Origin of the sequence: Tardiphaga sp. (assembly GCF_044340795.1) — a bacterium.
GTDB lineage: Bacteria > Pseudomonadota > Alphaproteobacteria > Rhizobiales > Xanthobacteraceae > Tardiphaga.
This window is the reverse complement of sequence record NZ_JBIISY010000124.1, coordinates 1-16,988: the sequence shown is the minus strand read 5'-3', so window position 1 is coordinate 16,988 and position 16,988 is coordinate 1. Positions and strand designations below refer to the sequence as shown.

Here is a 16,988-nt window from a genome sequence, read left to right as displayed (position 1 = left end):
GCGAATGTTCGCCGCGGGGAGAAAGGAACCCCCGTAGTCTTCGCCAAGCCGATGAGGGACGACGAGGAAGACAAGGCCTATGTCGTCGCCCGTGTCTTCACCGTGTTCAACGTCGCCCAGCTCGATAACCTCCCCGAGCTGCCGGCCTTTGAGCAGAAGACGGTCGCGACCACCCATGCCGATGCCCGCGCCCTGTTGGAGCGGACTGGCATGAGGGTCACACACGGAGGCAACGACGCGTCCTATAACCGCACCTTCGACCGAGTTGTTATGCCGCCGGTGGCGTCCTTCGATACTGAGGATGATTACTGGCAGACACTGTGGCACGAGGGGACGCACTGGACCGGTCACAAGGACCGCCTCGCCCGTGAGATGGGGAAGAGGTTCGGAGACCAAGCCTATGCGGCGGAGGAGCTGGTGGCGGAGTTGGGGAGTGCTTTCGTATGCGCAACCTTGCAGATCCCTACCGGGTTTCGCTCATCCGCCTACATCGCCAACTGGCTGCAGATCTTCAAGAACGACACCAGGGCGATCTTCACCGCGGCGAGCCATGCCAGCAAGGCGGCGGACTTCCTGCAAACGAAACAGCAGCTTCAGGCTGCCGAATGAGACAGAGCCCCCGCTGGGGGCTCTTTTTATACGCCAGGATCGAGAGCCCCGTTGTCCAGCAGGCTCTTCTCGCCTTTGGACGTAAGCTGGTAGATATCGCCGTCCTTTTCGGCATAGCCTTCCAAGACGAGCTGATCGGCCTTGGCGGCGTCATCAAAGGCGACCGAGTTGTCGATATCCCGCAGGACTGCAAGCTGTTCTTCGGTAAGCATGGGTTCCTCCATTTCCCCGACAACGATGGAGGCGGAGGGTTGTTCCTAAGACGGTTTGCCGCTGCGGGCGCCTTTGACGAACAGAAGAATGAATCCGCCTACGAGCAGAGCGGCGGCCATATAGGCCAGAATGGTCGTAAAGAGCTGCATGACCATCATGCCGAAGCAGATGGTGATAAGCAGACAAAGGGCGGTGAGCGGCCTCACTCGCAGGCCCCCATCATCGCGGCCTCAAGATCCGAGAACCCGGCAACGGTTTCGGACGTGTCGCGGACCAGATCTACCGTAAAGGCGTTACTTGCGTAAGCCACGCACCCGGCCCCGCCTTTCGAGGAACTGCACGCGCTCATCATAAGGCAGGCGCCGATTGTCAGCAGAAGCTTTAGCCGCATCTTGCACCCCTTTGAGGGTGTCCTGCGCCTGCTTGCCCTTCTGCAGCTCCGAGCCGACCGCAGCGGCTGCCGTGGGCATAAGCCAGGGCTTTATCAGCTCCCACAATGCAACAAGCAGCGCGGATAGCCATGCGGGCATTACTGGACGATGGTTGGGCTCGCAGTAGTGCCGAGCGACTCTTTGACGTTGGTGATCTGGCTACCGATGACGTTGCTCACGTTCTCAGTACCGGGCACCAGACCAAGCACGCCTGCGGTGCCGCTCAGAATGAAGATGATGACGACCTTCCAGACGTTGCCCTTGATGATGCTCCAGAGAGCCTTAAACGCTTCAACCACAGCCTTACCCTTTCATTGGGTAAAAGCCTGAGTCCAACAGCAAAGCTTGTCAAACAAAAAGCCGGGGACCCCTCCCCGGCAACCAACGCAGCCCGTCTAACAGCGCTTACAACAGGAGCTGCGCGGCGGGCATCACGAAGCTGGCACACAGTTCCGAATCTGTAAATCGAAACCGTTGGCTCCGATCTTCCAACGCATCTGTGCAATAGCCTCTGCGCTACTAAGGAGCCTTCCCTGCTGCACACCCATGCCCACGAGGATGCAACCACGCGTGTCGGCCTCGGTGTTGCCAGCGTGGAACAGGATTGCTGATCGGCCGGGCACGTTGCGTACCTCCCAGACTTTCTTGAATTTGACAGGCTCACCGTTCCAGCCGTGTTCGCGGCATTTGTAATCGTCGGCCGGGATGCAGCTGATGTTGGGCTTGTTGCCGTTTGGCAGATCTTCGAGCGTCCAAAGTGGGAGCGGCATGCCCGGCACCCCAAGCGTGCCTATGACGGCATTGCCCTGGATGCTAAGGCGGGTAAGGACGAGCTTCATGCTTTGTGAAACAGCTTCATGATCTCCGGGCCGATGTTGAATAGCGTCACGATGCCCCCGCCCACCCAACAGGCAGCCTTCCACAGCGTTTTCACAGCATCGACCTCTTTGCGGATCGAGGCGATCTCCGCCTTGTTCTCCTTGTCCATGGTGTTCACGCGCATATCGCGCTGCTCGTTCTTCGCATCGATCACGTCCAAGCGCTTATGAAGCTGCTCGAAGTTCGAGGAGATCATCTGCATCAGCGGGGCGAGATTGTCAGGCATTCGGAGCGACATTCTTGTAGGGATGATTGCTCGGGAGGTTTCCTGTGAGGCCGAACTGGTGGGCCATGTATCCCTCCGCCTTTTGACGGATGGTGGCATCCGAGCCGGCCTGACGACCGAAGACCGTTAGAGCCTTGAGGTTGATGGAGGTGAAGTAGCCATTCTCACGGGCGTAAGAGACGCGGAGAATATGGTGATGCACTGGGCCACGGCTTGCCGTTAGCGGCGCGGTGAGGTTGGTCACAAGCGCGCCGTCACACCAGACCTGGATGCTCACACCCGGCTCGAAGCGCCAAGACCAGATATGCTCGTTAAGGCGGGTTGGAACGCCCGTCGTGGCGCCGCCGTCTCGATACGTCGTGCTATCTCCGGGGCCGAGATTGAGGTACGCGCCCATCGTTGTTGCGAGGTTTGAGGCGACGGTTTGCAGCGCCCAGCCTGAATACTTCCCCGCTTGGTCGGGACCAAACAGGAAGTCTACGGAGCCCGCTACGGTCGCTTCCTTGAAGACAGCGCACCCTTCGATAACAGGTGACGCTAGCTTGTTTCCGTAGTTGAATTCGATGAGCCGGTTTATCGGCGTCGGCGCGTCGTGGTAGTTGCCGTTGCAGTTCACCCACATCTTGTTGTCTACGATCACCCCCTGCTCGATGGCACCGTCCATCGTGGGCAGCGTGATGGCGGTGCCGATAGGAATGCCCGTGAAGGGGTTGACGTTCTGCACGGTGCAAGCACCACTGTTGTCGCCGCACCAGATCTGCGCCGCGCCAGTGTTCGGGTCATATCCAACCTGGTCCGGATAGGTCAGGCCACCAACAGTCACAGAAAGAGTTTGCGCCCCAGTATCCGGGTTGAACTGGCGGAGCGTGCTGCCCGTCTGATAATAGACGAGCAAGCGATTGAATTCGGGCATGTAGGCGATGCTGTCGGCAAGCTGCTGCATGAGAATCGTGTCGTCTGCGATGTACGGCGTGGTGAACAGCCCGCCGACGTGCATCAAAGATCCTTCCATGACCGTCCATATCGTGTAGTGACCGGGATTGAGGGGGTCATCGCGGAGGTCGATGGCGCAGCCCTTGGCGGCGACGTCCATCAGCGGGTACATGCCGTATTTGGCGAAAAACAAATCCCGCAAATTGATAAAGTGAAGGATGGTGACGCCATCGGCCGCAAGATGCACAAGCGCTGTATTGCGTAGACCTCCAGCCTTCGGCTTGCCACCAGATGTCATCCAGAATGTGCCGTCAGGGGCGCGGCAAAGGCCATTGTTTGAGAACCCCTCACCCGGCGTCCCTCCAATTGGGATCTCTGGAACTTTGGTAGCCTTTGTGAATGCAACCGTTGGCATTCCGCTGATAAGACGGTCATCTACTCCATCAAACTGCACGCCGCTTGCGGATTTGATTGGCTGCTCGGTACCCGTCGCATTGGCTAAGGTGCGCGGAAGACTCCCTCGTCCCTGCCAGGAGCCAACAGCGCCATCTGGCAAGTCCCGGTAATCGAAATAATCGAACATCGCGGCTTCTTGGGAAGGCTCCCACGGCAATGCCATGCGTCGGCGTCGTGAGCCTACTGGCCCCATCCGTCCGGGAAAGCCTGCGCGTACCAATGCCTACGGCTTCATTCGGTCAATGTAGAGCGTGCCGTTCGCAGCTTCACGAATGACAGAGAGATAGCTTCCGGCCGAGAGCTGCGGGAGCTTGAAATACTCCACGGAATAGGCCGGAAGGAACGTTGTGGAAGGCGTCGCTGTGACGCTGGACCCGCCGATGGCGATGTGAGCGTCAATGGTTGAGACTACCCGGATAACCCGCGTGTCGCTGGCAATGACCGGACTGCGGACGGCAGATCCACTGACCGAGAGCGGCGCCATGGTGTCGCTGATGCGGAAAACGCTTTGGCCATCCACGCCGGAACCGTAGCCTTGCGCATATGCGGAGAGAGGAAGCAGCAACAGCGCCGCAAGGAGTCGGAGTTTCATCCCGTTATCTTTCGTTGATTGATTAGAGCGCGCATCGCCGTTGCTGACAATTAGATTTCACAGATGGCATGTGCGAAGAAGCGGGCATTGTTGACCGTATGAACGGTGTTGACGCCATAAAATACGAAAGGCTCAAGGTAATCTGTCGTGCCGTTCATCTGCACAATCACTTCACAGATTGCCGATTGTACCTCACCGGCTCCCCCGGTCGCCGACCGATTGGCTCCGATTGACGTCCCATTTTTCTGGATGACTGCCTGGAAGGCGGGAGCGCCTGTTTCGACAACCGCTTCGATGTAAAGCGAGACTCGGTAAAGACCAGCCTTGTTCGGCGTGAAGCGATAGTTCGTCACGTTGTCATAGAGGTTGTCGGGATCGTAGACCTCAGTGTTGGCTTGGATCTTGATAGAGCCCGCCCCGGAGGGTGATTGCACAGCCGTGCGCGTAGCGAGGAAATAGGGGAAATTCAGCGCGCCGGGTACGATGCGCGGGGCGCCAGAAGCTCCTTCGGCAATCGCTATTGGGTTGTCACGAAAGACGCGGGCGATGGTGTATGTGAGCGGTTTCCCTACGTCGAGAACCGCGTCGAGAAGATCATTCCAAGTTGCCAAACATCGAGCTTTCCTTGCCCTTCAGAATGACAGACCCACCAAGTAGCGGCAACTCTAAACAAACACTGCGCCTTGAGCGCCATCCGGCATCAAGCCGTCGTCGTCGCTGATGAAAAAATATCTGAACTTCTCATCGTCACTTGCGGCGAGCCAGTCCGGCGTCGTCACATCGGCAAACACATATGCCTGTGTCCCCCGTGTCTGCGTGATCTGAAGGGCTTTAAATTGGAAATGGCTCCCCGGCTCGATGTCGCGGTCTTCGGTGATGACATATCTAAGATTTTCGGCCTTGCCGTAGATGGACTGCACCTGACGCGTCTCCATATCGAGAAGATCGCCGACACCGAGATCTGAATCTTTCGCGTCCAGGCTAAACGTTACCTCCCGCGGTGTCTGCGCGTAGCGGGTCAGCAGGCGGGTTGCCACCTCCTCCGCCACGGTCTGGCTGGTGATCCAACGCGTGGCGAACTCCAGCGTGACAGGAACGCCGTAAGCGTCTTCGCTCTCTTCGACGGTTTGGATGGAGACCTGCGTTTGCAGGCACGTCGCCTTTTCGGGTTTTGAGAGGAAATCGGTGCAATCGAAGTGGATGACAACTCGGCTGATGCGCTCCTTTTCAAGGTCACGAACGCTAACGGAGTCTCTAAGAATATGGCTCGTCTCGTTCACAGCCATGATTGTTCCAGTCGTCTGGAAAGGCACCATGACCTTGAGGCGCACCTGTGCCGCAACCTCATCCCACCACACCGCAGCGCCGCAGCTTTGCAGCAGTTCCCTCATCATCTCCTTCACGCCGGTCGGCTCGGTGAGGACGGTGTCGATAAGGAACGTGCCTAGCCAGGTCGTCGCCTCGTCATCCCATGAGGCCTTGTCGATGAAGGCAGGATCGACCTTGGCGTAGGTGACGAGCATGTCATACAGAACGTCAGGAACGGTCGCCCCACTATACTGGACGCACTGTTGCACGGATGCATCAACATCGTGGGCATCGGCGACCGTGTTGTCGCTTCCTCGGGCGCTTAGGGTGAAGGTGTCACCCGACCGGGACGAATAAGTGATGATCTCATCGTCGATTCGCAGCTTGCCGCTGTTGGCATACTCCGCCCCAATCCCCGCGGGCTCCAGCGTGAGCGAGAGCCCCGTGTTTGTGATGGCGGCCTTCACCTTCCCTCGGCTTTGGGCCGGGATCTGCGCCTTGTCGTCGTCGGTGAACTTCAGGAGGCCTTTGCCGATGAAACGGACATTGCCGCCGGCATCCGGGCCTTCCATCCGGTCGAAGAAATATGTTCGGGTCTTCGTGTGGAGCTGGCGGGCGTCGTCCACATATCCTTCCAGGACCCGCAGCTTGCGATTGACGATGTAGGGGTTGCGCGCACGCAGTTTGCCAAAAAACGTCCCTTGGGTCGGCTCCGGCCGTTCAGCCACGTACGGGTCAATCCCCCGATCATGGTGGGGAAAGTCCGACAGGTTCACGGTGACGGAGGAGTTCACCGACAGGCCCTTGGGATCGAGCTGAGTGGGAGCTTTATCTACCCCGGTGACGCAGGGAAACATCGTCTCCCCGATGGGCCGTGCGTCGGTGTTGGAGCAGAAGCGATAAGTCTTCGTCGTTTTGGCGAAATTCTCCGGGTCTTGGCAGGTCTTGAAGCAGTTGAAGCATTTCTGCGAGCCCGTCTCACCGACTTCCGCAGTGCATGGGGCCACGCCGTAGGTATTGGCACAGGCGTCCAGATCCGCCTCCACGATCACGATGGGGCGGCGGCCAAGCTTCTTGCGTTCGGTCTCAAACGTCATTCGATCACCCCGGCAATCGGGATGCTGGCGCCCATGTAGCCAAAGTGGACATGAGACGGCGGCGGCATCTGCTCCCCGTCAACCCAGCACAGCGCCACATCGGCGGGATGGCCGAGAGCATCCGGCACGAAGAAGAAGGACTTGGATTCGGCGTGCAGGACGAAAGCAGGCCAATTGGCATCTACCCAGGCATCAGGGGCGTTGTTCAGGTTCAGAGACGTCATAACCCCGGTCGAGATCCTACTGCGGCCGAGGAAGGCTCCGCCCTCTGACACGCTGTTGACCAGTCGGGTTGCGCGGGCCAGGCGTGGCGGCGTCCAGCCCAGATACATGCCACGAGGCAGCACGAGGGCCGTTCCGAAGGAGAGGACGCCGAGTGTGATTGCCGCACTGGCGGTGATGACCACGCGCCAATTTGTGGCGGATTGAGAACCGAAGAACACCATAACGGGCTTCGTATCAGTCGGTGTGATGGTCGCCGTAGCGTCCACGTACCCGGCGCCAAGGTCATACTGCAGCTTGATGGTGCCCGCGACCGAAGGCAGGTTATGGCCGTAGAACGCGAGGTAATCCGCCGCCCCCGCCGTAGCGAGGGTGAGTTCGAGGTTGATGGTGCCGCCCGCTGCCGACTTGAACCAATCCGCCGTATTCCAGTCGAAGCAGTTCTCCACCGGGTTCGCGGCGTCCTGGCTGGAGGCGGCCACCACCCCCTTTTCAAGCAGATTATCGTAGCCGATACGGGTCTTCATCGGCTCACCACGAACGATGTGCCGTCATCAATCGTCTCCTGCATCTGTTCCAGAAGATTGCGGATGTCGTTTTGAGAGAAGATCGTCTTCTTACCGAGGTCGATGAAATAGGTGCGCGACCGGCTGGGGCTGGAGGACGTCTGGCTGTCGTAGTCACTGGAGCCGGAGTTGTAACTCCCCGCCGAAACGGATGAGCCGCCCCCACCTCCGCCCATCGTGGCAAGCTGGGCGATGCCCGTGGCGGCGATGGCGGCCACGTTCATATATCCCAGAGTGGTGACGCGTGCCGATGTCGCTCCAGTCGGGTCGTATTTGAGCGCGGCGGCGGCGGCGACATGGGTTTCCATGATCGCCTGAGAAATCGCCCGCGCCTTGTCGAAGGCGAGCATGGCGATGGCGATGGCCTTGTTCTTCCCGGCAAAGACCTGCATGAGGCCCGCGATGGAGTTGAAGGTCCGCTCCCGCATATCCACCTCAAGATCGCTGGCCTTCTGACGGACGTCCGTAAGCTTCGACTGGTAGGCAATCTCGGCCTCAAGGGAGGCGTCACGGTACTCCTGCTCAGAAATGGCCTTTGCCTTGAGCGCCTTCTCCAGCTCCTTCTGCTGAGCCGCATACTCAAGGGCAGCCTGTTTGCCGGGGTCGGTTTCTCCGGCGTTGTTGCGGCGGATGCCGTCCACCCGGTTGCGAAGCTGCTCCCGTTGGCGAGCCAACCGTTCTCGAAGCGCCTTCTGTGCTGCCGTTTCTCCGCCGTTCTTCGCGTCAGGATTCAGGGTGTAGTCGCCAGTGGCATTGCTGGCGTTCGCCTTCATCCCGGCTTCAGCCTGGGCAAGCATGGCATCAAGTGTGGCGTTGCCGGTGTACGCTGAGTCTCCGGCGCTATTACCGAAGCCACGCCGCTCCATGCGAGCCCGGTTTAGGGCAGCTACCCCCTCCTCACCGAAAAGGGTACTGAACGCGGTATCGCCGATCAGTTCGATTGCTCGGGTTCCGGCGCCATAGAGCTTCCCGAGAGCACTGGCGGCGGTGACGGCACCTTGGGCAATGTCGCCAAGGAGCTTGGCAAAGGCGGTTAAGCCCTCCTGTGTCGCCGGATCGCCGAGTTGATCGGTAAGACGTTTGGTGGCGTCGGTGACGGCGTCCAGAAAGCCGTTGTTGGCCATTTTGTTGCTTAGGTCGAGCCAGGCGTTGCCAAAGCGGTTAAACGACGCCTGAGCGCTGTCTGCGGCTTGTGAGGCTGCTCCAGCGAATTCCGTCTTTAGTGCGGCACCGAATTTGATGAGGTCGCGGGTCGTAACCTGCCCGTTCTCCACCATCTTGATGAATTCGTCGTTCGGCTTGCCCATCGCCTTGGCGAAGATCTGCAGGGCGCCGGGAAGGCTTTCACCGAGCTGCTGGCGAAGCTCTTCCATGCTGACCGTGCCCTTACTGGCCATCTGGCCGAGAGCCATGAAGACAAGCTGGGTACGCTCATTGGACAGGCGCATTGCCGTTGCGGCTTCGCTGACACCCGTGAAGATGTCCTTCGTCTCCTGGAACGTGAGGCCGGCACGCAGCGCGGAGGCGGAAAAGCTAGCGAAACCATCGGCCGTGGATCTGACGTCGAGACCCAACCGTTGTGCAGTATCGCGGACATACTGCATGGCGGCGGCGGCGATCTCGGCGCTACCCGTCGCCGCCAGCATCTTGGATTCAAGAGCCTGCATCTGGACGGCGGCGTCCACGATGCCCTTCCCGACTCGGAAGGCCGCATAGGCCCCTGCCATCGTAATGATGCGGGCGGTCACCCGCTGGAGCGAACGCTCCAACTGCATCGTCTCGCTGTCAGCATTCTTCCTGAAACTGGAGATCTGCCGGTTGGCAGACTGAAGAGAGGCCTCCAGGCCTTTGATATCCGCTCGGAGAAGGACAATCAGCTCGTCCGTTCTAGTTGCCAATCCCCGAAGCTTTCATTCGTTTCTTATGCTCGGCCCAGGCGTCGTCCACCTCAGCCACAGAAGGCGTCTCGTTGCCGGTTACGCCTTGGGATATCAGGTGCCCCTTCATCGCCGAGGTGTACTCGTACATCGTGGCCCTTCGGAGCGTTTCAGGGCTCCATTTCAACACGCCGAGGGCGGTGCTGAAGATGTTGTCCCAAGGCAGCTCTTCTAGAGGCTCGCCGCTGCCTCCTCCGGCTTTCCCAACGTTTGACCATTCATAGCGACGTTCAGGAATTTCATAGCGAAGTAAGCCGCTTGGTCAGTTCCGATGGCCAAGATGTCTTCGGCCACTTCCTTCGGACTAACTTTGTTTTCGCCGCCCTTGAGCCCATGGAAGATCACCGAAGTTAGAGTCCTCATGCCGTAATCGACCTGGGTGAACTCTTGCACAACGCGCATCAAGCTCTTGCCCAGCTCACCCTCGATGGCCAACATGGCATCGACGGTCGCCCGCATCACGCGGGTGTTCTCGCCTACGACGAAGTCAATCTCATTGCGCGTCCGGTCTGCCATTACTGCACCCGAAGACCTGTTGCGCTCACACCGGTCGGTGTGGACAGGGACACGCCCACCGTGCCCTTGGTCGTATTCCATCGGCCGGTCGGGAAAGGCCCGGCCAGGACGGTTGTGCCGCTCGGCACGGTGAAGCTGACATTGGACAGCGGAACGCAGCCATAGCCGTCCTTGCAGATCTGAGACTGCTGGTTCACTGCGGTCGCGGTGATGGCGGCGGCGCTGTTGTTCCGCAGCATAAGCAGGGTTTTGCCGTCGTTGTCGAAATAGGTCACGCCAGTCGCGTTCTGAAGACCGGTATTCGCATTGACGCCCGTGATCGCAGCGTTGGTGGTGCTGACCGTGGCAACCTGTGCCTGAGCTACGGCGCACGTTGCGATCAACGCGGTTGTGGCGAGAAGAAACTTCTTCATGGATTAAGCTCCAATTCTTGTTTTGGTGATGGCCCCGGCGCTGGCGAGGGTCGCCTTGAACTGCACGGAGTCCTTATATTCTCCGGTCTGCTCCACCTCGCTCGGCAACCACGGGCCGGTGTAAACGCGGCTGTAGGTGTCACCGGGGATGGTGACGCGGCAGTTGATCTGCTCGTTGTTCTCGGCAGCCTCACGGAGAATGTCGAAACCGAGTGTGTCCTTGGTGATGCCGGAGCCAGAAGCTTCCATGCTGTTCACGCCGCCGCCATCGAGAAGCTCACGAACACCGGAGCTATCGTCGGTGGTGATGTCTACCAACTCGTTGTTGATCTTCAGGCTCTTCGTGCGAAGACCGCCCACGGGGACGAAGACGCCATTGCCTGGTGCGGATTCCACTTCGATAAGAAGCAGGCGGCCATTCTTTGCAGCCAAGGATTTACCCTTTCGTTATTGATGGATTCTGCACACGAGATGATTCAGCGTGCAACTCAATTCACTTTCACCTTGAACTCGATGATGGACTGCGTGGTGCGGCCATCAGGTTCAGGGAAGCATTCGGTGATGCCCTCATGCTCAATCATGACGACCTCACCGTCGCTCAGGACGAGCGCATCTTCTTTGCGATTCAGAGCGGCATAGACGAGCTTACGGATGGCCAGTGCAGTGCCCGGCTTTGTCTCACGGGAGAACCCTTGGACACGCAGCGTATGCTCCATGTCCTCTGTGTCGTCGGTCGAGTCCGGTGCGCTGGTGCAGCTGATGTAAACGTAGGGATAGGTCACATCTGCCGGCACCTTGCCGTAGACGCGCTGACCAACGAGATCGGTTAGCGGCGCGTTTGCCTTCAGCAGAGCCTGGACGGCGGTGAGGAGTGCGGCGGCGCTATCCACGGGCAGCCCTCAGAGCCTCGTTCACTGCCGCCAGGACGCGGGCGGATGCCCTTGCCCGCAGTGCGTTGAATGTTGGGCGCATGTGCGGACGTGCTGCCATCTTGCTCGTCCCGACCTCAAGCGGCAGCGCGTGCTTTGCCGATGTCCCCCACGCGACGGCCAAGTCTCCTCGCGGATCTACGAAGCGCTTCCCAACCAGTTCGCCCATGTCCGCGTTTGGGTATTCTCCGGGAGATGAAGCTGTGTGGGTGCGCTTGCCGCGCTTGTATTTCCGACCGGTGCCGCTGTTCTTCTGGATACGGACGACCCAGAAATTGCTCATCTCATTCGCGGACACGAGTAGCGCATCCTTGATGGCTTTGCGCTCCCGGCGCGGAATGTCGGCAATCTTTCTCATTAGGGCGTCGGCGCCGAGGACGGTCATCGTTCCGTCCCCGCATCGAGCATCAGCCGAAGGCCGACCTTCTCCCCGATTTCGGAGATGCCGAGCACCTTGTTGGCTTGGCCGTTCACGACCACGCGCAGCTCAACGGCGCTCTCAGGGGCTTTCAGGTCATCCCGATAGGCAATGGTCATACGCCGGGTCACCATCGATGCAGCGCCGCTGTCATTCAGCCCCAGCACCTGGTTGCGGGGATTGTCCCAGACGGCTTTCACCGTAGCGAGATCCACCCAGCCTTGGGCCGGGGTCTCTGGCTCAAAATCGCCACCGGTTTCCGGCGCCCTCTGTTGCAGGGTTGCATCGAAACCCTCGCGGGACAGCAACGAATTCAGCGAAACGGCGAGACGGGCATTCATCCCACTCATGCACGGATGAGCTTCATGTTGCCCGCGTTGGTCGAGCGCATACCGCCCAGACCCCGGAGCATGAGCTGCACGTAGCCGTATGACGCCGCTGTGGTGGCGTTGTCGTACTCGATCTCCACGTCACCGATGCGTTCGCGCTTGATGCCGGTACTGCCACTGGCGATGGCCATGGGCATGAGACGCCCGCCCAGGGCGAGGTTTGCCAGTTCGGCGCAGGCATCTTTAACTTGGCTGGGGATGCCTTCAAGCGGACGGTCTTCGCCGTCATATGCCTCGTAGCGTGGCCATCCCAGCTTCTGCGATGGATCGAGCAGACGTCCCGTCCATGTGAAGGACGCATCGAGAAAGCTGGAGGCCTCAATAATGGCCGCCTCTTGTTTAACCTGGGTGGCGGCATCCCAGGCCGTGTCTAAGCCACGGGCAGACAAATAGGCGCTGACCTCCGCAATGGATGCGTACGCGTCAACGCCTACCTGCATTACTCACCTGCCGGAGCGGTGGAGGCTTCACCCACAACCGGGGCGGCGGGCTCAGCTGCCGGAGCCTCTACCTCAGCGGCCTTGGACTGCTTTGGAGCCTTGGGCTGCTTAGTGGTGGCGCCTTGGTTGCGGCCTGCCTGCTTCGGCTGGGGCTTTGCATCCAGGTTGGGCTGTTCCGCAGCCGCTGGGGTTGCCGCGGGAATCTCACCGTTGAGGAATTCCTCGATGGGGTAGACCGGCACGCCCTGCGCTTCGTAGAACTCGCGGATGGCGGCGGTGTTGCCGCCGTCGTCTACGAGCACCTCATCGAAGCGTTCGCCGTCAGAAGCGGAGAACTGCGTTGCGTTACGACCAGAAATCGCAACGCGCATCGCGGCCAGTTTTACAGCAACGTCCTCAGTCGGGCATGCGCCATGATGGAAGAATCCGATTTTCATGGTGCACCTCCTTACTGGCTGACGACCAGGCGGGTGCCCGGAAGGTCTTTGTGACTTGCAACATTGCGGGTCCAGTTGGAGGCAGTGGCAACTGCAGCGTTGCTGGGGTTCCGGCCGCCGCCCGCGATGTTCCACTTGTGCCCACGAAGGCTCAGGTTATAGGCGCCCTCACCTTGGCAGCGCTTGATGAGGTTCTCCTTGCCGGTAACGTCGGCAAAGACGACATCCGGATCTTCGGAAATCTTCACCTCACCCGCACCTTCTTGGAGGCCCAGAATGGTGTAGGTGTTTGCGCCAGTGAGGGTCGGGCTGTCGGTCACGATTACCGGACGGCTCAGGGTCGGCACACCGCCGTTATAGACGCTGATGCCGGAGTCGTTGAACTGCGGAGCCACGCCGGAGAGCATGTTGCCAGCCCATGCGTGGAAGCATGCGCCAGACATCACGAACGCCTTGATGCCGCTGGAGCGGTCCCCCATCAGCGCGAGCATCTTATTGACGTTCAGGTGGGTGATGCCTCCGCCATTGCCGTCGCCCGATACATTCAGGTTGTTGGTGTTGGCAGCGCTGAGAGCAGCGTCGAGAGAGGCGATCAGACGCTCAAGCGCTTCTTGCTTGGTCTCATCGGCCATTTGCTCACCGCAGAGCTGAGCGAACTTCTCCATAGAGTAGCCAAGGCTGCGGAACTGGTCGCGGGTGGCCTCTACGAGAAATTTTCGCTTCAGTTTGACGGTGATGTCTTCGTCTTGGCTGATACCAACGGAATTCGCGTCAGAGAGGCTGGTGTCATCACGGCGGCTCAGACCGTTAAAGTTCTTGAAGAAGGACTCTTTCTCGAAATCGCCCTGGACGAAGTCGGTGACCATCCGCAGAGTGCCTGCAGAAGCCTCGTTCAGTACGTCAATGTTTTGAGTGATGCGCTCGTAGTAGGAGCCGACAAGCAGCTCGTCATACGACTTCATGTCGTTGATGGTGGAAGAAGTCACTTGGACAGTCTTTCATTGTTGACCTTTTCTTTGAAGGCTTTGAGGCCGATCTCCTTTTGGAGAGCCGCCTTCTCATCCCTCGTCATTTCTGACAGTTTCTTGTCGCCAGCGGCCCCGCCGCCGTTGCCGCCCTTGCCGCCGCCACCGTTGTTATTCGGTGCTGCGATGAAGGACTTCCCTTCGTCGGTGGACCACGCTTTCACGAAGTCCTCCACGGGCTTGCCGTCAACCGTGACCCCGTCACCTTTGACTTCCACTTTGCGGTTGGAAGAGAAGTCTGCCTTCACAACGCGCAAGAATTCCTTTGCCACCCCTGCCTCAGCGAGCGCGGAGGTGAGCTGGTTTTCGATGATGGTGCTGTTGAGCTTACCAAGAGCCTCATCACGCTCTTGCTCTGCTTTGGTGAGCTTGGGAGCCCACTCGCCTTCGATGCGCTCACGGAGTTTGACGGGGTCACCGTCTTTATCATCCGCATCACGCTTCGCAGCTTTGAGGTCTGCGTATTCTTTCGGATCGATGCCTTCGTATCTCTTCTTCAGGCCTTTCACCTCGTCGAGAAGTTCGTCTCGATTGGTTTTAAGGCCCGCTACTTCAGCATCTGCCAGCTTCTTCGCCTCAGCAGCGATTGCCGCCTTGACCTCTGGTGCTTCCAAATTGATATCGCTCACTCATCAAGTCCCCGACTTGTTTACTCAGCTCCTTTCCCAAAAAGGTCTACCGATGCAGAATCATGGGAGCGACCCATGAATCTCGTCAACTGATTTTGCGAAGCTCTTCCAGTGTGAGAGGTCGCGCGTGCTGATCGACCAGATCGGATAGAGTGATCTTCCCATCCCGGTAGAGCTGCGCCCGACCGCGCCCTAGAAGCTCATCAACAATCGAGGCGGGCTGTTCGGCCAAGAACGCATCGAAGCTCACATCCTCAGCCGGCCCTCCTCCCAGCTCCTCACGGATGACGGGGATGATGACCGAGCGGCAGTTGGGGTGGCGCGGACAGCCGCCGTTGTAGGAAATGGCGTGGCCAATCGGCTTGTAGCCAGGCACGCGCCAGCACTTACCGGCACAGGCGATGCAGATGGGCGAGGTTCGGCCATCGAGCACGCTGATTTGCTGGACGGCGTTGAAGATGTCGGGATTGTCGGCAACGCTTTTGGCACGCTGGGCGCCGACGACGGCACTGCTGGCACCACGGACGAGGATACGGGCTTTGCGTTTGGATGCCTCCATCATGCCATCGGTGTAATTCATCCGGGGCGTGCCGCGGACGCGGGCGATAAGCTCCGCATCGCTGGCCCCGCTGAGGATGCCCATGCGCATCTCCTGGGCGAACCGTGTCTGTGTCGCGGCGGATTGTGTGGCCCACCAGTCTTTCAGGGGCGCTCCGGTCATCAGCGTGGACTTGACGAGGACAACCGCATCTGACGGATCAAGGGCGATATTGGTAAGGCGGCGGTCAAGCAGCTCGTTGATTGAGTTCAGCAAGAACAGGGATTCCACCTCAGCCAACCCCGACAGCTCGCTCAGGCTGAACCGGTTGATGTTCCGATACGTGCCAGCGATGGTGGCAGAGACCTCCTCAATGAGCCTGTCCACCCGTTGGGTACGGTAAGCCTCACGCGCTGGTTCCGATGGAGACACGGTGACGATGTTGGCGGCGATGGCCTTGCCGAGGCTGGTGAGGTAGCGGTCTATCTCAGCACGAAAAGACGCCTGATGGCGTAACAGGTAGAGCTGCCGTCTACGCAGCTTCTCTGCGAGGCGGCTGTTCGTCGTCATCTAAGGGTTGCGGATTTGGGTTGCTGGCGACGTCTTCAGCAATGCGGGACTGCTCCTCCTCATAGGTGCGGCCCGGAGCGATAACCTCGCCCTTCACCATCGCCTCAAAGAAGGTCTCCTTGCTCATGTTGCCGGATACCACGGCTTCCAGGAGGGCGCGGATTTGTTCGGGCGGCATCGCGGCTGGGATGTAATCGGTGTTCAGCTTGACGACCACATCGGCTGCCTTGCCCGCCCAATCGGCCATCATGGTCAGGACGAGGGAGAAACTGCGGGCGCAGGAATTGGCCAGGCCACCAAGGGCGCTGTTCTCGCCCTGACGCTTCTGGGCCAAAGCATCGGCGGATTCGGCGTCCTTCTTCTCCGGAGAGAGCATGCGGGCGCCGAGCGCGGCCATCTGCTCTTCCTTGTCCTTTTTCCCGGTGCGGAGCTGGCCGAGGCCCTCGCCTTTGAATTCCAGGTAGAAGGCGTTTGCCTCGGGATTCTCAAAGCCCCAAGCGACACACGAACCGATGCGGTAGGTGTCGTTGGTGTTCGAGATGCCGGTCACAACAGGCGTGGGAAGCCCGGTGAAGTGCAGGCCGTGCTCAAGGTCAGCGTCGTTCCGGTAATGGGCCAGGTTGACCATGGCGAGGTCATACAGGAGCGGGTCTTCAACGCAGGTGTCATTCCCCTTGGCACCGAAGAACACGAACGGGATGTAATCGAGCGGAGCTCCGTTCTTCAAAGGGAAGTAATCGGCAACTTTGGTCAGGGCCACTGTGCCCTTCTTGCCACGATTTTCCTTCTTCTCCACGTTGCGCCAGATCTCCTGACGATACTTGCCGCCATCGAGCAGCAGTACCCGGAATTGAGGGGAGCATTTAAAGGCGAAGGCATTCTTCGGGTCGATCTCACGGTGCTCTTCCTGCAGGACGACCATGCTCAGCACGGTCTTGCCGCCCACCTGTTCCGTCCGCCAGTTGATGATGCTCTCGGCGACATACTTCGTTGCGTAGACACGCAAGCCCTTACGAGCGGCGACATCAAGGGTGATGACCTCGCCCTCTTGCTTCTGAACAGTCGGAAAATCAACCAGGACGCCCGCCCGGTTCTCAATCAATGCTTCACGCAGCACATCTTCAGCGAAGGCGTTGAACGGGACGCCGCTCAGGGTGACATCCTTAAGAATGTCTTTAATCCCCTCGTCCTTCTCAAAGGTAGGGTCTTTGCGAA

At 59.3% G+C, this 16,988-nt stretch carries 24 protein-coding genes; 1 reads left to right on the top strand and 23 read right to left on the bottom strand.

The window, feature by feature from the left end; genetic code table 11:
* Positions 1 to 609: ArdC family protein (locus tag ACIQ17_RS19545; protein WP_398470730.1), on the top strand; the 609-nt coding region annotated here is incomplete at its 5' end.
* Between the two features lie 26 nt (positions 610 to 635).
* On the opposite strand, the gene ACIQ17_RS19540 is transcribed toward ACIQ17_RS19545, so the two are convergent.
* The 23 genes from ACIQ17_RS19540 to ACIQ17_RS19430 form a co-directional block, all read right to left on the bottom strand.
* Positions 636 to 821, bottom strand: a complete 186-nt coding sequence (locus tag ACIQ17_RS19540) for a hypothetical protein (protein ID WP_398470729.1) — start codon at positions 819 to 821, stop codon at positions 636 to 638.
* A gap of 45 nt (positions 822 to 866) precedes the next feature.
* Positions 867 to 1,028, bottom strand: coding sequence for a hypothetical protein (locus tag ACIQ17_RS19535; RefSeq protein WP_398470728.1), 162 nt, complete (start codon positions 1,026 to 1,028; stop codon positions 867 to 869).
* A 323-nt stretch (positions 1,029 to 1,351) separates the two neighbouring features.
* A complete protein-coding gene (locus tag ACIQ17_RS19530; RefSeq protein WP_398470727.1) occupies positions 1,352 to 1,552 on the bottom strand; it encodes a hypothetical protein in 201 nt (66 codons plus the stop codon).
* A 132-nt stretch (positions 1,553 to 1,684) separates the two neighbouring features.
* Positions 1,685 to 2,092: a DUF5675 family protein gene (locus ACIQ17_RS19525; RefSeq protein ID WP_398470726.1), complete on the bottom strand. Its 408-nt coding sequence runs from the start codon at positions 2,090 to 2,092 to the stop codon at positions 1,685 to 1,687.
* A complete protein-coding gene (locus tag ACIQ17_RS19520) occupies positions 2,089 to 2,358 on the bottom strand; it encodes a hypothetical protein (protein ID WP_398470725.1) in 270 nt (89 codons plus the stop codon). The genes ACIQ17_RS19525 and ACIQ17_RS19520 overlap by 4 nt, the downstream gene beginning before the upstream one ends.
* Positions 2,351 to 3,910, bottom strand: a complete 1,560-nt coding sequence (locus ACIQ17_RS19515; RefSeq protein WP_398470724.1) for a hypothetical protein — start codon at positions 3,908 to 3,910, stop codon at positions 2,351 to 2,353. The genes ACIQ17_RS19520 and ACIQ17_RS19515 overlap by 8 nt, the downstream gene beginning before the upstream one ends.
* Positions 3,911 to 3,970: 60 nt before the next feature.
* The gene (locus ACIQ17_RS19510) at positions 3,971 to 4,339 is read right to left on the bottom strand and encodes a hypothetical protein (RefSeq protein ID WP_398470723.1); all 369 of its coding nucleotides are present in this window, start codon (positions 4,337 to 4,339) and stop codon (positions 3,971 to 3,973) included.
* Positions 4,340 to 4,389: 50 nt separating this feature from the next.
* Complete coding sequence (locus ACIQ17_RS19505) at positions 4,390 to 4,950, bottom strand: hypothetical protein (RefSeq protein WP_398470722.1); 561 nt, start codon at positions 4,948 to 4,950, stop codon at positions 4,390 to 4,392.
* Positions 4,951 to 5,004: 54 nt separating this feature from the next.
* Positions 5,005 to 6,744 (bottom strand): hypothetical protein, encoded by a 1,740-nt coding sequence (locus ACIQ17_RS19500; protein ID WP_398470721.1) that lies wholly within the window; start codon positions 6,742 to 6,744, stop codon positions 5,005 to 5,007.
* Complete coding sequence (locus ACIQ17_RS19495; protein ID WP_398470720.1) at positions 6,741 to 7,493, bottom strand: hypothetical protein; 753 nt, start codon at positions 7,491 to 7,493, stop codon at positions 6,741 to 6,743. Before ACIQ17_RS19495 ends, ACIQ17_RS19500 begins: the two co-directional genes overlap by 4 nt.
* The gene (locus ACIQ17_RS19490; protein ID WP_398470719.1) at positions 7,490 to 9,430 is read right to left on the bottom strand and encodes a tape measure protein; all 1,941 of its coding nucleotides are present in this window, start codon (positions 9,428 to 9,430) and stop codon (positions 7,490 to 7,492) included. Before ACIQ17_RS19490 ends, ACIQ17_RS19495 begins: the two co-directional genes overlap by 4 nt.
* Before the next feature lie 210 nt (positions 9,431 to 9,640).
* Entirely contained in the window at positions 9,641 to 9,985 is a 345-nt protein-coding gene (locus ACIQ17_RS19485) for a GTA-gp10 family protein (protein WP_398470718.1), read from the bottom strand.
* Positions 9,985 to 10,398, bottom strand: coding sequence for a hypothetical protein (locus ACIQ17_RS19480; RefSeq protein ID WP_398470717.1), 414 nt, complete (start codon positions 10,396 to 10,398; stop codon positions 9,985 to 9,987). The genes ACIQ17_RS19485 and ACIQ17_RS19480 overlap by 1 nt, the downstream gene beginning before the upstream one ends.
* A gap of 3 nt (positions 10,399 to 10,401) precedes the next feature.
* A complete protein-coding gene (locus ACIQ17_RS19475; RefSeq protein ID WP_398470716.1) occupies positions 10,402 to 10,830 on the bottom strand; it encodes a phage tail tube protein in 429 nt (142 codons plus the stop codon).
* 56 nt (positions 10,831 to 10,886) lie between these two features.
* Positions 10,887 to 11,288 (bottom strand): DUF3168 domain-containing protein, encoded by a 402-nt coding sequence (locus ACIQ17_RS19470; protein WP_398470715.1) that lies wholly within the window; start codon positions 11,286 to 11,288, stop codon positions 10,887 to 10,889.
* On the bottom strand, positions 11,281 to 11,712 hold the full coding sequence (locus tag ACIQ17_RS19465) for a hypothetical protein (protein WP_398470714.1): 432 nt from the start codon (positions 11,710 to 11,712) through the stop codon (positions 11,281 to 11,283). The genes ACIQ17_RS19470 and ACIQ17_RS19465 overlap by 8 nt, the downstream gene beginning before the upstream one ends.
* Complete coding sequence (locus ACIQ17_RS19460) at positions 11,709 to 12,095, bottom strand: hypothetical protein (protein ID WP_398470713.1); 387 nt, start codon at positions 12,093 to 12,095, stop codon at positions 11,709 to 11,711. Before ACIQ17_RS19460 ends, ACIQ17_RS19465 begins: the two co-directional genes overlap by 4 nt.
* Entirely contained in the window at positions 12,092 to 12,574 is a 483-nt protein-coding gene (locus tag ACIQ17_RS19455; RefSeq protein WP_398470712.1) for a DnaT-like ssDNA-binding protein, read from the bottom strand. Before ACIQ17_RS19455 ends, ACIQ17_RS19460 begins: the two co-directional genes overlap by 4 nt.
* Positions 12,574 to 13,011, bottom strand: a complete 438-nt coding sequence (locus ACIQ17_RS19450) for a hypothetical protein (RefSeq protein WP_398470711.1) — start codon at positions 13,009 to 13,011, stop codon at positions 12,574 to 12,576. Before ACIQ17_RS19450 ends, ACIQ17_RS19455 begins: the two co-directional genes overlap by 1 nt.
* Before the next feature lie 11 nt (positions 13,012 to 13,022).
* Entirely contained in the window at positions 13,023 to 13,997 is a 975-nt protein-coding gene (locus ACIQ17_RS19445) for a major capsid protein (protein WP_398470710.1), read from the bottom strand.
* Positions 13,994 to 14,665, bottom strand: coding sequence for a hypothetical protein (locus ACIQ17_RS19440; RefSeq protein WP_398470709.1), 672 nt, complete (start codon positions 14,663 to 14,665; stop codon positions 13,994 to 13,996). The genes ACIQ17_RS19445 and ACIQ17_RS19440 overlap by 4 nt, the downstream gene beginning before the upstream one ends.
* 85 nt (positions 14,666 to 14,750) lie before the next feature.
* Positions 14,751 to 15,773: a hypothetical protein gene (locus ACIQ17_RS19435; protein WP_398470708.1), complete on the bottom strand. Its 1,023-nt coding sequence runs from the start codon at positions 15,771 to 15,773 to the stop codon at positions 14,751 to 14,753.
* On the bottom strand, positions 15,736 to 16,988 hold a 1,253-nt coding region (locus tag ACIQ17_RS19430; protein WP_398470707.1), incomplete at its 5' end, for a DUF4055 domain-containing protein. The genes ACIQ17_RS19435 and ACIQ17_RS19430, both read right to left, overlap by 38 nt.